At 62.6% G+C, this 12,615-nt stretch carries 15 protein-coding genes and 1 pseudogene; 14 read left to right on the top strand and 2 right to left on the bottom strand.

Annotated elements, in window-relative coordinates; translation table 11 throughout:
* Nucleotide 1: 1 nt before the first annotated feature.
* Nucleotides 2–805 (bottom strand): hypothetical protein, encoded by an 804-nt coding sequence (locus E3T40_RS07200; RefSeq protein WP_134543020.1) that lies wholly within the window; start codon nucleotides 803–805, stop codon nucleotides 2–4.
* 186 nt (nucleotides 806–991) lie between these two features.
* Nucleotides 992–1,519 (bottom strand): hypothetical protein, encoded by a 528-nt coding sequence (locus E3T40_RS07195; protein ID WP_134543019.1) that lies wholly within the window; start codon nucleotides 1,517–1,519, stop codon nucleotides 992–994.
* 171 nt (nucleotides 1,520–1,690) lie between these two features.
* On the opposite strand from E3T40_RS07195, the gene E3T40_RS07190 reads away from it, so the two are divergent.
* The 14 genes and pseudogenes from E3T40_RS07190 to E3T40_RS07125 all read left to right on the top strand — a co-directional run bounded on the left by E3T40_RS07190 (nucleotide 1,691) and on the right by E3T40_RS07125 (nucleotide 12,327).
* Complete coding sequence (locus E3T40_RS07190) at nucleotides 1,691–2,023, top strand: hypothetical protein (protein ID WP_134543018.1); 333 nt, start codon at nucleotides 1,691–1,693, stop codon at nucleotides 2,021–2,023.
* Nucleotides 2,024–2,207: 184 nt separating this feature from the next.
* Nucleotides 2,208–2,576, top strand: a complete 369-nt coding sequence (locus tag E3T40_RS07185) for a PadR family transcriptional regulator (protein WP_134543017.1) — start codon at nucleotides 2,208–2,210, stop codon at nucleotides 2,574–2,576.
* Nucleotides 2,573–3,319, top strand: a complete 747-nt coding sequence (locus E3T40_RS07180) for a hypothetical protein (protein WP_134543016.1) — start codon at nucleotides 2,573–2,575, stop codon at nucleotides 3,317–3,319. The genes E3T40_RS07185 and E3T40_RS07180 overlap by 4 nt, the downstream gene beginning before the upstream one ends.
* Nucleotides 3,316–3,870: a hypothetical protein gene (locus E3T40_RS07175; RefSeq protein WP_134543015.1), complete on the top strand. Its 555-nt coding sequence runs from the start codon at nucleotides 3,316–3,318 to the stop codon at nucleotides 3,868–3,870. Before E3T40_RS07180 ends, E3T40_RS07175 begins: the two co-directional genes overlap by 4 nt.
* Before the next feature lie 462 nt (nucleotides 3,871–4,332).
* Nucleotides 4,333–5,397: an LCP family protein gene (locus E3T40_RS07170; RefSeq protein ID WP_241981701.1), complete on the top strand. Its 1,065-nt coding sequence runs from the start codon at nucleotides 4,333–4,335 to the stop codon at nucleotides 5,395–5,397.
* Nucleotides 5,398–5,848: 451 nt separating this feature from the next.
* Entirely contained in the window at nucleotides 5,849–6,235 is a 387-nt protein-coding gene (locus tag E3T40_RS07165) for an ATP-binding protein (RefSeq protein WP_166786601.1), read from the top strand.
* Complete coding sequence (locus E3T40_RS07160) at nucleotides 6,172–6,990, top strand: ATP-binding protein (protein WP_206750356.1); 819 nt, start codon at nucleotides 6,172–6,174, stop codon at nucleotides 6,988–6,990. The genes E3T40_RS07165 and E3T40_RS07160 overlap by 64 nt, the downstream gene beginning before the upstream one ends.
* A gap of 408 nt (nucleotides 6,991–7,398) precedes the next feature.
* A complete protein-coding gene (locus E3T40_RS07155; RefSeq protein WP_134543011.1) occupies nucleotides 7,399–7,917 on the top strand; it encodes a hypothetical protein in 519 nt (172 codons plus the stop codon).
* A 134-nt stretch (nucleotides 7,918–8,051) separates the two neighbouring features.
* Entirely contained in the window at nucleotides 8,052–8,888 is an 837-nt protein-coding gene (locus E3T40_RS07150) for a type IV secretory system conjugative DNA transfer family protein (RefSeq protein WP_134543010.1), read from the top strand.
* A gap of 18 nt (nucleotides 8,889–8,906) precedes the next feature.
* Nucleotides 8,907–9,692, top strand: a pseudogene (locus E3T40_RS07145) (type IV secretory system conjugative DNA transfer family protein); the annotation flags it as partial.
* Nucleotides 9,685–10,092 carry a DUF4913 domain-containing protein gene (locus E3T40_RS07140; RefSeq protein ID WP_134543008.1) on the top strand — a complete coding sequence of 136 codons (408 nt, stop codon included), beginning with the start codon at nucleotides 9,685–9,687 and terminating at the stop codon, nucleotides 10,090–10,092. The pseudogene E3T40_RS07145 and the gene E3T40_RS07140, both read left to right, overlap by 8 nt.
* A gap of 187 nt (nucleotides 10,093–10,279) precedes the next feature.
* Nucleotides 10,280–10,750, top strand: coding sequence for a hypothetical protein (locus E3T40_RS07135; protein WP_134543007.1), 471 nt, complete (start codon nucleotides 10,280–10,282; stop codon nucleotides 10,748–10,750).
* A complete protein-coding gene (locus E3T40_RS07130; protein ID WP_134543006.1) occupies nucleotides 10,740–11,069 on the top strand; it encodes a transcriptional regulator in 330 nt (109 codons plus the stop codon). The genes E3T40_RS07135 and E3T40_RS07130 overlap by 11 nt, the downstream gene beginning before the upstream one ends.
* 475 nt (nucleotides 11,070–11,544) lie before the next feature.
* Nucleotides 11,545–12,327, top strand: a complete 783-nt coding sequence (locus tag E3T40_RS07125; RefSeq protein ID WP_134543005.1) for an SDR family NAD(P)-dependent oxidoreductase — start codon at nucleotides 11,545–11,547, stop codon at nucleotides 12,325–12,327.
* Nucleotides 12,328–12,615: the final 288 nt, after the last annotated feature.

Genomic DNA, 12,615 nt, shown 5'->3' with positions numbered 1-12,615 from the left:
GTCAGGGGACGCTCACTCGTCGACGCGCGGGACGCCGCACACTGCTGAGCGCGATCTCGAACCAGCAAGCGAAGCCGAGCACAGATGCCGCCCCGCCTAGAATCCAGAGCAGCGGGCCAAAAGCAGCAAACGGCGCGATGATCGGGATGATGTCCTCGCCCTGAAATACTCCGACATTGCTTGTCCCGGTATAGGCAAGGAAGGTCAGCACAGCGCCAAGATGCACGAGAAGACCCCCTGCAAAGACACCCATCACGTTCCGCGTTCGTTCCCTCCGAATTGCGGTGTCGTGGAGCGTGTCGGCAGCCAGCGGAGGATGAGCGATCACACTGAGCGTGAATGCCGCGGCTCCAGCAAACAGCGCAATGGCAATAAGGCTCGGGAGTGAGTAGTACCAGCCATAAATCAGGATGCGAATCTCAGCCGCACCAGAATCCATCGCGAACATGCGGTAACGGCCGACATCGTCCGGGCTAGATGCAAATCCGGCCGCAACACTGAGTATGACGACTATCCCCATGAGTGCGCCGGCGAAGACGGGCCACCTGCCTCCCGCGAAGCTGAAGGCAGTCCGCCGCGCGAGCTGCGCAGACCCTCTCGACCGGCGGCCGAGCAACGGCAGCATCAACACGAGAACGCCCGCGAGACCGGAGATGAGCGGAACCACGTACCGCCAATCGCCTGGCACCCAAGTCAGCGGCAAAGGAGAAGTCACTGCTGAGTAAGCGTTATTCCCGCTCAACTCGACGATCAGAGCACCAAAAAGTGCGATGCCGACGCCGACCAGAGTGAAACCGCGTACCATCCGTGGCGAGCCAGCCGCGCCTCTCGGGGGGCGAAGGCCGACCCACAACACGGCAAGGACAAGCCCGCCAATTGGAGCTATCGTCACTGCGAGCATTTCCACTCCTCGGGCCGTATCATTCGATTGATACAGCTGACTGTACCACTCACCTGCTACGGCGCGTCAAGGGTGACGCATGAGGAACCTCTACCGGACGGTCACGGTTGTGTCGTCATGCAGCTCGTCGGACAGTCCGTCTTCCCGCCACGTCACGCGAAACCTCGGTCGTGGTGCGCCGAACGCAGAGCAGACCATGAACTCGAGGCTGTCTCCAGGTGCGATGTCACGTCTGACCTCTTCGTCCGGGCGAATGAAGCCGGTGGGTTCCCCAATATCGGTTAGAAGTGAATTTTGAGCGACGACTGTACCGACGTTCTGCAGGACGTACCGAGCGCCACTCACGTGTTCGTAGAGCCAGCGCACCTCATCCTTTGGCAAGGCAGCTTTGGCGAGGACATTCGCCTCTTCCTGCGCCGCCGCCTGTCGCTCGAACGCCTCGTTGGCCTTTCTCGCGAGGGCGATCGCTTCTCGTTCTGCATGCTCGGCACCCAACTGCGCGGTCTTCGCTTCTCTCCGCGCTTGGACGGCGACCCGCGCCTGAATCACCGCGACGATTGCCGCGGCAATGCCCGTTGCAGCCAAAACAATGTTGATGACAAGTCCGGCGGTATCCATGGACTGAGGCTATCTACAAGCCGCTGACTTGGCTCGAGGGCGTCGATGTGACGTTTGCGCCGGAGGATCCGCTCGCTAGCGAAGTGAGCCACGGCTTGTTCGTAGGAACCACTTACGGATCGCTGGAGCGATTTTGTCGTCTGCAGGGGCGAGACCTGCGAGACTCACCGCATGTCAACTCAAACGGGTACTCAGAAACGAAGTGCTGTGTCTCCGGTGTTCATCGGATTCCTGGGGATGATCATCGTTCCGTTCTGTATCGTGCTCTCGACCACCTCCTGGGATGCACCAGACGGAGCAGATTTTGTGTGGATGGCCTTCGGTACCATAATCGCCTCCACCTTGGCGACGGTCGCGGCGTGGTGGCTGGCGTTCAACCGGATGAAAGCGGGTCGGCGTGACCGCTACTGGTTCTGGGGCGTTGCTGGCATCGTTACTCTCTCCTCGATCGGCAGTATCTTCAGCGTGGCTGAAACTCTGCTGGCGCAACTGATCAATTTATAGAGCGCCAATCCACCGCTCAGCAACCAGCACCATTAGCAGCCGCGGCCGCCCCCGGGTCGGCGAGGCTACGAGGGCAACTCGGCGCACCGCCTCATCATGACTCTTAGCCAGGACCGGGCATAAGCTTCGTGGCCCCTCAACGGGGGTTTTGCTTATAAGAAGCTATCTTCCTATAGTTAGCGTTATGGCACGCAGACGACCAGGTACTTTGTTTCCGATCGAGGTGGACATCCTTCAGAGTGGGCTCGCACTCCAGGCGAGCGAGGGCAGCTTCTATGGCTTCGCCTTGGCCAGGCAGCTCGCGTCCCGTGACGAATCTGCACTCACCGGTCACGGCACGCTCTACAAAGCGCTGTCGCGGATGGCGGAATCGGGCATCCTCGATGCCAGCTGGGAAGACCCGGCACGGGCCGAGTCCGAAGGGCGCCCCAGACGCCGGCTGTACACCGTGACGGCGGAAGGTTCACGAGCCCTCGTAAAGGCGCAGGCGGAAACGAACCGCGATGAGGCGATCGCGCCTCGGATCGCACAGGCAGGGGCGACTTTCGCATGAGCGTTCTGACATCGATGCCTTACCACCATGCCGTTGACCGGGTCTCTCGCTGGTGCTCGTGGTACACCCGCGAAGTTGATGTCCAGGCGGCCGACTGCCGGCGCGACGAACTCGCCTCGGACCTGTATGAGCACGCGATCTGGGCCGATGAATCGGGAACCACGCCGCGCGCCCTGGCTCGCGCAATACTCAGCCGTGCCGTGAGGGGCGCTCCCGCTGACCTGAGTTGGCGTCACGCGCAGCGAAGGCAAGTCGCCCTGGCGGACCCGACCGGCTTTCGTAAGCTTCGGGTCGAGGGCGCCGTATCGGCGCTCGTTCTGGTCGTGGCTTCCGCCGTGCTGGGCTGGGGTCTCTTCGTGCTCACCCGGATTGCGCTCAGCGTGATCGGGGAACAGATCCGGCCGGGCTCCGCAACCGCACTGACCATCGCCTCGTCTACTGTCCTCGCTGTCGGCGGACTAGTGCTGCTGTCTCGGCGCCGGACACGTGTCCTGGGTGTTCTCGTCATGGTGCTCGCGAGCTTTGGGCTTGTTCACTTCGGCCTTTTTCAGCTTTACTCCCTCAGCGCCACGGTGGGTGCCCTGACCTTCACGATGCCAGGGTGGGGACTCGCCAGCAAGAGCCTCATCGCCGGGCTTGGCTTGTTCTTCACTGCGGCAGCGATCTGGTGGTGGCCGGAGCATGTCACGGCCCTTGCCGACACCGGCACCCGGTTTAAGACAATTGGAGAGATGGCTCGATGAAGAAGAAACTCGCACTCGGAATCGGTTTGGTCGGAGCTGGGCTTCTGGCCCTCTCGCTGACGGTCTTCGGGATGGGCGCGGCGGCCACGCTCAATCCTGCAGCCACGGACTCGCCATCCTTACGCGCGGGCGAAACCGCCGTCGTCCCCGCCGAGGCTGTTACCCCCACACCAACCGGCACCCTGGGCACGTCGGTGACGTCGGAAGCGGGCGCGATCGAACCTGCCGACAACGCTGATCCGATGGCATCCGAGGCATTCAAGGCGATGACCCCCGATGAACAGGCCAACGGCAGGGAATGGATGGAGACTCAGACCATCACGGCCGCCTGCATGAAAGACAAGGGATACGAGTACACCTTCGAACCGTTCTGGAAAAGAGACAGCGCTGTGCTTCCAGTGATGTGGGAGGACACTCTTCCAACCTTCGAGCGGGCAGCCGCCCGCCTCGCACTCGACGGTGACACCGGAGGCGGCGCCGACTACCACTGGGACGACGCTGGATGCTGGGGCTACGCCGTCCACGTTATGGGCAACGACAACAACCACTGACGAGCCGCTGTTCCGGGGGAAACAGGCGTGCCCAAGCGGCCGACACCGCCGCCCGCAAGCCACACCCCTCACGCCTGATCTCAGAAGCCGGACATTTCCTGGCAGCGATTTTCGCGAAACGGGGGAATGGCATGTTGCTCACCCCAGGGTGCCGCAGAGGAGTTGTGCCAAATCGATTCCAAGGGGGGCCGGTTCATTGGCCGGTCGGTAGGTTAGTTCGTGAGAAACAGTGAGTCCGCGAGACGGCGTGGCAGGCAGTTGGATCAGCCAATCCGGCATGGACAGTTGACGCGTCGGGGGCCGTGGCGGACGGTAGCGAAAACGCTTGTGTTCACCTTAGGTGTCCTTCTGGTCAGTGGGGGCTCCGTTGCCGCGGTTGCCACCTGGGACCTTGCGAGCAGTGTCAAGCCAGGCGTTCACCTGGCCCTGACGCCCGGAGACAAGGCCGCTCCCGGCGCGGAGGTGAGCGCGATCGCCGGCGGGGTGAACCTGCTATTGACTGGCACTGACACCCGCACCGGCCAGGGCACGGCCTTCGAGAATAGCGCCGGGTTGGAGGGTAGCTCCGGCGCGGGAAACAACGACGTCACAATTTTGCTGCACATTGCACAGAACCATCAGAGCGTGAGCGTAGTCAGTTTTCCCCGCGACCTGATGCTGGCCGTGCCAGCGTGCCCGCAGCCGTCCGGCGGAACCACACCGGCATCCAGCCGGGTGATGCTCAACACAACTCTGTCCCGTGGCGGCCTGTCCTGCGTAGTGCTGACGATCGAGAAGCTGATTGGTATCCAGATTCCCTACGCCGCTCAGGTCAGCTTCGACGGTGTAACCGCCATGTCCGACGCCGTCGGAGGGGTCACTGTCTGCCTGGCAACACCGGTCAACGACCTGTATACGAATCCGCCGCTGCACTTGGCGGCCGGCCAGCAGACTCTCGTTGGTGCGGACGCCCTCTCGTTTCTGCGCAGCAGAAAGGGTGTGGGCGATGGCAGCGACCTGGGTCGGATCAGCAACCAGCAGGTCTTCATGGCCGCCTTGGCCCGGAAAGTCGTAAGCGGCGGCGTCCTCGGTAACCCGATCGCGCTGTTCTCCCTGGCCAAGGCCGTGACCAACAACATGGTCCTCTCTGACACGTTGACGAATCCGACGACCCTGGTCCAGATCGCTGTCGCGCTCAAAGACACCGGTCTTTCGAACATGGTCTTCCTGCAGTATCCCACCGTGTCTGACCCAACCGAGTGGGGACGGGTCATCGCCGAGTCCAGCGCCGCCGAAGTTCTGAACATGGCGTTAGTCGCGGATCAACCATTGCAGCTCACCGGCGACCCGGGACCAGGGGCGGTACGCGCGAGCAGCGCACCGGTCGTCCCCGGTCCCGTGACAAGCGCGACCCCACAAGCCACCTCGACGTCGCCACCCGTGTCAACGCCTGCGGCGGCCCCTGCTCCCGCTCCGACTGATGCGGTGCTGCCGACCAGCGTCACCGGACAAACCGCAGCCGAGCAAACTTGCACGAAGGGCAACTAGTGTCCAGCGCAGTTAGTCCGTCGTGGTGGTCGTTTGAGGGAGTCGAGAATTTGTTCTGCTTCGTCCAGATGAACGAGTTCGGGTTTTCGTTCCGCTCTTTGACCTAGCTGCGGATGTCAGCTTCGAGCGCTTGAACGCTGCGATGATCTGGGCACTGAAGGTGGTCGGCGGTTGCGTAGGCGAAGAAGCATGCCCGTAAGCCGGGCCCTGAGCGCACACATCCACGCGATGACAGCGCNCGCTGCACTGGGTGACCGATAGCCCGACCGAAACAGCTTCGCGATCTGGTGCGCGAATTGCGACAGCGCGGGCCGCGCATTCGTGAAGCAAAGCGATATCACCGCTCTTTTATAAGGGCTTATACGATCGAGTAAACAATCTGTTTACTCGGGGCTATATTGTTCTATTTATGGAGCTTTAGACGAATCCTTTCAAGCCAGGCGCAGGGCGGGTGCCACCGGTTCTGGCAGGCCGCTCCGACCTGCTCAGTGAATTCCGCACACGGCTGTACCAGGCGCGGGAAACGGGGGAGGGGGAGAGGCCTTGGATCATTTCCGGGCTCCGCGGCGTAGGGAAGACCGTGTTGCTCAATCAGCTCGGACGCGACGCGGCCGAGCTGAAGTTGATCTTCATCAAAGTCGAGGCCTCGACCAGCAAGCCCCTGGCCGTCGCGCTGGCCAAGGAGTCCACCTCGCACTTCGACGAGTCCTCTCAAGCTCTGACCGTGCCAAAGCGCTCTGGTCCAAGGCCGCCCGCGTACTTCGTTCATTCCAAGTGCGTGTCGACCCGTCAGGGACCTACTCCTTCACTGTCGACGTTGAACCGGAGCGCGGCGTAGCCGACAGCGGCGATCTCGCCGTCGATCTCCAGGAGCTATTGGAGACCATCGGGCTTGCAGCGCGTGAGGCCAATACGGTTATCGTGCTGGCCGTCGATGAACTCCAAGAAGCCTCATCCGAGGATCTCGCGGCTCTCAACGTCGCCCTGCATAACCTCGGTCAAGACGTCTTCCCCGTCCCGGTCATGTTCGTCGGCGCGGGGTTGCCGTCCCTGACTGCCGTGCTCGCTGACGCGACCAGCTACGCGGAGCCCCTCTACGACTATCGTCAGATCGGTTTGCTCGACACCGCCGCGACATCTGACGCCCTGACTGTCCCGGCCCGTGCCCACGGAGTCGACTGGGAGCCTGACGCCCTGGATGCAGCGGTGACAGCGACGGGGGGATACCCATGCTTCATTCAAGCCTGTGGCAGTCATGTCTGGGCCGTCAGGGCCACGGACACCATTTCTCTGCAGGATGCCCAACTCGGGATCGAGTCAGCGCGAAGTGAAGTGGAACAAGGCCTGTATCAATCGAGGTGGGAGCGGGCTACCCCGACTCAGCGGGCCTTCATGTCCGCAATGGCCATCGACGACGATGCCCCCTCTTCAATGGCCGAACTCGTGACCCGGTTGCGGAAGAAACGCACCACGGACCTCTCCGTCAATCGTCGAGACTTGATCCGGAGCGGTCACATCTACACGCCAGAACGCGGTTTCGTCGCGTTCACCGTGCCCGGCATGGCGGACTACATCGGCCAACAAGGAGAGTAACCCCCGAATCATCCGCGCCGACGTCGGCACCTGCTCATTCCTGCGCGGACGTCAACACCGTCTACTTGAATCCAGACTCCCGCGTCTGTAAGTGGTAACGGCCAGGGGGATCCCGAGCGACCAAGCGCGTAGCTGACGTCAAGACCGAAATAGCGCCTATTGTTGCCGAATAAGCCCGCCGATCAAGACCAGCCATCCGATATGGGATCCTGCGGCGGGAACCTATTGACGATGCGGAGCGAGGATTACTCCCCTTCCCGGCTCATCAAACAGGATGAAGAATGCTGAACATCAATTTGGCAGGCCGAGGAACCTCTGAACGAAGCATGGAAAATGCTTGTTTGAGTCGCGCCGGATATCTGGCTCGACTAGGCTCTCCTTCGCAGTTCAGCGGGCTGCGACACAAGAATGGTGGTTGCGGTGAAGGCTTCGGGACTCGACCTTAATTCTCGGTTGAGGCGCTACCCGTGGGTATCGCGGGCGCTGAACGCGGAAGCTGTTTATGGCACCGTTCTGACCGCTGGTCTGATTTCCGCGTTCTCCCTCTACAACCCGGGGCTACCTGTCCTGATTGCCCGCACTGTCGGCACCGTGTTGGTGTTTTGGGGCGCACACGTGTACGCGGAAATCGTCGGGAATCGGGAGATGAGCTGGCGGGAAGCGGTCCGCGAAGCCCTGCAACGCTCCGCTGGATTGCTTTGGGCCCTTATCGTCCCGGTGGTCTGCCTGGCCGCAGCCGCTGTCCTTAGACTGTCGATGGCTGCCGGAGTCGACATCTCGCTGTGGGGAGCTGTGGTCACCCTCGCCGTGTTGGGATGGTGGGCAGCCCGACAACGCCGTGCCACCCTCCCGGCGAAGCTCGCCACCGCCGCCGGCACCGCCGGCATGGGCTTCGCCCTGATCGCCCTCAAAGCGCTCGTACACTGACCGTTCCTGGGTAGCCGCTAAGCCGCCCGAATTGAGCCGGTCTAGTAGATCTCCAGCAACACGCGGATCAGTTCGTTCACGGTGTGCGCGGCGTTCGCCTGGTTCCGTAGCGGACGGTTCGGAAGCACCACGTAGTGGTTACGGCGCCCGCGTTTCTCCCGCTCCAGGTAATCGGCGTCCTCAAGATCGTTGAGGAGCGCGACAGCCGAGCGACCTGGACGAGCGTGGTCGCCTTGGTCCTGGCCGTGGCCTTGTTCGCGTTCATCCTGGCCAAGCAAGCCCAATGGGCGTCCAAGAAGCGCAACAACGTGGCGCTGCGGCACATGGCCACGACCCGGCAGTCCGCGGTGCTGCGCGCGAAACTGCGGGCGAAGGAAGCTGCGCAGCTGCACCCGGCCGCGGTGAACCTGCCGGCGGGGGAGCGGGTCGGCCGCCTCGTCGGACGGAGGAACCGGTGGGTGTATCAGGGGTGGCGGGACCTGGGCGTGTGCGTGTTCGGCACCGGCCGCGGGAAAACGTCCGCCCTCGTGATCCGGCACATGCTCGAAGCCCCCGGCGCCGCCATCATGACGTCCAACAAAGTCGACGGCGTCCGCGAAACCCTCGCCGGCCGGGCCAGCCACGGCCAGGCATTCAACTTCGACCCCAACCGCATCTACCGCCAGGGCCTACAACCCGACTTCGTGTTCAACCCGCTCGACTACATTCGCAGCGCCGCGGATGCCCGCGAGCTGGCCGCGATCTTCGAGGCATCCACCCGGAAGGCGTCTGACCGGGGCGGGGATTCCCAGTTCGATACGGCGGGGCGGGACATGCTCGCGTACTTCTTCTACGCCGCCGCCCTCGAGCACGAACCCCTCTCCCAGGTGTTCGCGTGGATCACCCGGGCTGAGGGGTATGACGTGCAGCAGATCCTCGCCCGCCAGGGGAAGACCGGGCCCTCTTCTACGATCGAGGGCATCCTGAGCTGACCAGACAAAACCAAGGGCAGCGTCTACGCCACCGCGCAGCGCATGGCATCCGCCCTCGCCGACGACGACCTCCTCGCCTGGACCGACACGTCCGGCATCCGCCGGTTCGACCCGGCCGCGTTCATCACCAGCACCGACACCCTCGTGCTCCTCTCCAAAGACGGTGAAGGATCCGGCGGCGCCATCCTCACCGCCCTCATCCGCGCCATCTGCACAACGGCCGAAACGGCCGCGCAGCGAAACGGCGGCCGGCTCCCGGTCCCGCTGGTGATGGAGCTCGACGAGTGCGCGAACATTGTCCGCTGGCCCGAACTACCCTCGGTGTATTCCTTCTACAGGTCGATGGGCATCATCCTCAACTCCTACTTCCAATCCCGCGCCCAAGCAATCGACGCGTTCGGGAAAGACGGCTGGCAGACCCTCTGGGACGCCGCCGCAACCCACGTCTTCGGCGGAGGATCCGGCGACGACGACTTCCTCCGCTCCCTGGCCGCCCTCATCGGCGAACACGACGAAATCACCTACGGCAGCTCCACCGGCAAAGACGGCCACCAATCCACCTCCACCAACACCCGCAAGGTCAACACCCTCGACATCGCCGCCCTCGGCTCCCTCCCCGAATGGCGCGCCATCGTCTTCAGCTCCAAATGCCGACCCGTCATGGTCAACACCGTCCCCTGGTTCCGCGACAAAACCCTCACCACCACCATCAACCGCACCCCAACCAAGACACCGAACCCCACGCCGGCACCGGTCACAGTGCCCGACGACACCACTGCAGCGGAGGTAGCAGCGCATGGCTGAGTACGACGACTTCGAATCGACCATCACCGAGGAGGACCCGGTCGACGTTCGCCAAATGTTCCTCGACTGGCTGACCGGCCACCTCGCCACCGTCGGGGTCGTCGGCACCAAACCCACACCGTGGTGCACCCAATGGTGGCTACACCCCGAGGTCGTCGCCAGGTTCAAGGCCCTCTGGCAGGCCAGCATGCAAGCTGACGCCAGCGTCATGGACGGTGACGCCGGCGCTGTGTCGTCCTGGTGGATCAACCACTGGGACCGCCACGCCGCCGTGATCTTCGACAAAGGAAACGCGCCCTTCCGCGACTGCGACCCTGACCAGGGTCATCTCTACCGTCGCAGGGACACCACCGCCAGGATCGTGCCTGCGTCGATGCCTCCTGACGACGTGGAGCTCTAAAAGAAGGGGTACGCCACGTCATTCTTAGAGCGTGCCCCGATAGAAATTAATCATTAATCGACGAATTATCGACGCGAACGGAGCTGTTCGACGGGGGATCAGCCCGCGCACGCGTATTGCTGGGTAGTGGCCATGTCCAGCCCGAGTTACTTGCAGTTGCGGAAAACGACTTGATAGACTTACCGCTATGGAAAACAACTTGACGCCGAGCGGGCCGGATGACGCCCGAGTCGTATCCGGGCTCCTTGAGGAACTCCAAGCTGACCGGGCCCGTCTTGTTGAGAAGGTCCGGGCCCCGAAATGGCTTGCACCTGGATTCGGACTCATCGCAGCCAGCTACGTGATGACACCCGCCTTCCCCGGCGAGGGCGCCGGGGGCTTCGTGCTGAGCACGGCTCTTGTTGCCGGAATTCTGTTGGTGGCCCTGTCATACCGGGTCACAGGCATCAAATTCACGCGGTTTGGGGTGCAGGCGTGGGCGGCATTCGCCGCCGCAGTGGTCGGCACGCTCGCCCTCTTCAGCGTCTCCCTGGGGCTGGCTGCCAGCGGCTTATTGTGGTGGATTGCGGTTCCAGCAGTCGTGGCCTCTGTATGGGTCTTCTGGCTCGCGAGCCTGATCTTCTCGACGATGCGAGAGCGTCTTCGCCATGTCCGCTGATGGTATTTTCAACGAGATCATTCATGCACCCCTGCGATTGCGGATATGCGGACTCCTCCGCTCGGTCGATGAGCTGGACTTTGCCGTACTCCGCGATACGCTCGGCGTCAGCGACGCCACGCTCTCGAAGCAATCGAAGGCACTCATTGACGCCGGCTTCGTCAGCGTCACCAAAAAAACATCAGAATCGCGCGACGACTCCCGCCGCATCACCTGGCTTCGCCTCACCGCAACGGGGAGAAACGCATTCGACGACCACATTCGTGCGCTGAGGAAGATTGCAGTTGGCCTCGATCACCTCGACAACGCGGATGCGTGATCCTGAGGCGTCCTACTGAAGGCCTTAGACCACTAATCCTTTGCGGAACCCCAAACGGGAACGGCATCACGGCGTGCTGGTTGAGAACTCGCGTAATTGTCCAACAGGCCGCTGAACAACTGTCCTACAAGCTGTGGGACATTCAGCAGCGAGCACCTCGAGAGTGTTACGCGCAGCCATTTGTCCAAGCTCTTTGCCACCTCAAGGACACCGATCACTGAATCTCGGCGAATCGATGCAAGAGCATGACTAAGCGTCTTCCAAAAGAGTATCTACTCCATCGGCCGCCCCATGTTTAATGCTGTGAATCAATGGTCTAAATTTCCGGACGGTCGACTGGTCTCAAGCTCAAGGTAATACTGTAAGCCAGTGCAAAATATGCATAATATGTGGCCAACGGCCGCGGAACTTACTTGTGGCAATAAGTGTGTGCCACCTCTGGTCCTGGCTGCGTCTCACGGAACAGGAGTTCGGCATGAACACTTCGCAGAAGGTCGCTATCGTCACCGGTGCGTTCGGGGGGATCGGTCAGGCCACCGCCCTCAAACTTGCCACGGATGGCGTCGCCGTGGTCTGTGCCGACCTGCTCGGCGCCGTGGAGACAGTGACCACGATCACCGCTGCGGGTGGCAAAGCTGTCAGTAAATCCATCGATGTCAGCAAGGCCGCGGACTGGGAGCGTCTCATCGCTGAGGTCACGGCCGAGCTCGGGGGCGTCGACTACCTGGCCGCCGCCGCTGGGGTCGTCAATAGGATGAGCCCGGACACCGCCGTCGACCTGACCGAGGCGGCCTGGGATCACGTCTTGGGGGTCGACGCCAAGGGCGTCTGGCTCGGCATGCGCGCGGTCATCCCAGTGATGATCCAGCGCGGTGGTGGCCGGATCGTCAACATCTCGTCACTCGCGGCCCACCGGGGCCTGCAGGGCCTTGCGTCTTACTCCGCAGCCAAAGGGGCGGTCGAGGCGCTGACCCGTCAGACCGCCGTCGAATATGGCCGTCAGGGAATCCTCGTCAACGTGGTGGCACCAGGAACAATCGAAACCTCAATAAACGCGGCAACGTTGGCGACGCCCGCAGGGGCAGCATCAAGTTCAGGCACGACGGCTTTGGGCCGGTGGGGTCAGCCCGCCGAACTGGCGGCTGCGGTCGCATTCCTGCTGCGTGAGGGGTCGTTTATCACTGGACAGGTGTACTTGGTCGACGGCGGCTGGTCGATTACCGGCGGCGTGGAGTACGGCGACTCGCGCACCATGTAGTACTGGCGACGGGAAGGCGCGCACATGTCGCCCTCCCGTCGCTGTGCCTGAGTTGCGGTGGTCTGCCCGCCCCACCGGAGCGGGCAGAACCTTCTGCCGACAGATGTTTGAGTCCTTGTCGCTCGGACCTCAACCGGGACCGGCTCGCAGATCAGCCAGCGTCTACCTTCGAGGCCGCGAGGAGGACGTCGAATCTGATCAGCTTGAGGTCTGACGCCACTCAGTTGATTTCGCCGAGCGGAGCGTCGATTTCGGCCCAGGGGCCGGCTCGACCTCGGGCAGCGCCGA

Source organism: Cryobacterium sp. TMT1-19 (assembly GCF_004403055.1).
Lineage (GTDB): Bacteria > Actinomycetota > Actinomycetes > Actinomycetales > Microbacteriaceae > Cryobacterium > Cryobacterium sandaracinum.
The sequence above is the reverse complement of the archived record's forward strand: the minus strand, read 5'-3'. Positions and strand labels throughout refer to the sequence as shown.

Bases quoted from the DNA above. Each gene is read 5' to 3' on its own strand.
- E3T40_RS07200 (WP_134543020.1), bottom strand. From the start codon at position 805: ATGGTACGCGGTTTCACTCTGGTCGGCGTCGGCATCGCACTTTTTGGT.
- E3T40_RS07195 (WP_134543019.1), bottom strand. From the start codon at position 1,519: ATGGATACCGCCGGACTTGTCATCAACATTGTTTTGGCTGCAACGGGC.
- E3T40_RS07190 (WP_134543018.1), top strand. From the start codon at position 1,691: ATGTCAACTCAAACGGGTACTCAGAAACGAAGTGCTGTGTCTCCGGTG.
- E3T40_RS07185 (WP_134543017.1), top strand. From the start codon at position 2,208: ATGGCACGCAGACGACCAGGTACTTTGTTTCCGATCGAGGTGGACATC.
- E3T40_RS07180 (WP_134543016.1), top strand. From the start codon at position 2,573: ATGAGCGTTCTGACATCGATGCCTTACCACCATGCCGTTGACCGGGTC.
- E3T40_RS07175 (WP_134543015.1), top strand. From the start codon at position 3,316: ATGAAGAAGAAACTCGCACTCGGAATCGGTTTGGTCGGAGCTGGGCTT.
- E3T40_RS07155 (WP_134543011.1), top strand. From the start codon at position 7,399: ATGGTGGTTGCGGTGAAGGCTTCGGGACTCGACCTTAATTCTCGGTTG.
- E3T40_RS07140 (WP_134543008.1), top strand. From the start codon at position 9,685: ATGGCTGAGTACGACGACTTCGAATCGACCATCACCGAGGAGGACCCG.
- E3T40_RS07135 (WP_134543007.1), top strand. From the start codon at position 10,280: ATGGAAAACAACTTGACGCCGAGCGGGCCGGATGACGCCCGAGTCGTA.
- E3T40_RS07130 (WP_134543006.1), top strand. From the start codon at position 10,740: ATGTCCGCTGATGGTATTTTCAACGAGATCATTCATGCACCCCTGCGA.
- E3T40_RS07125 (WP_134543005.1), top strand. From the start codon at position 11,545: ATGAACACTTCGCAGAAGGTCGCTATCGTCACCGGTGCGTTCGGGGGG.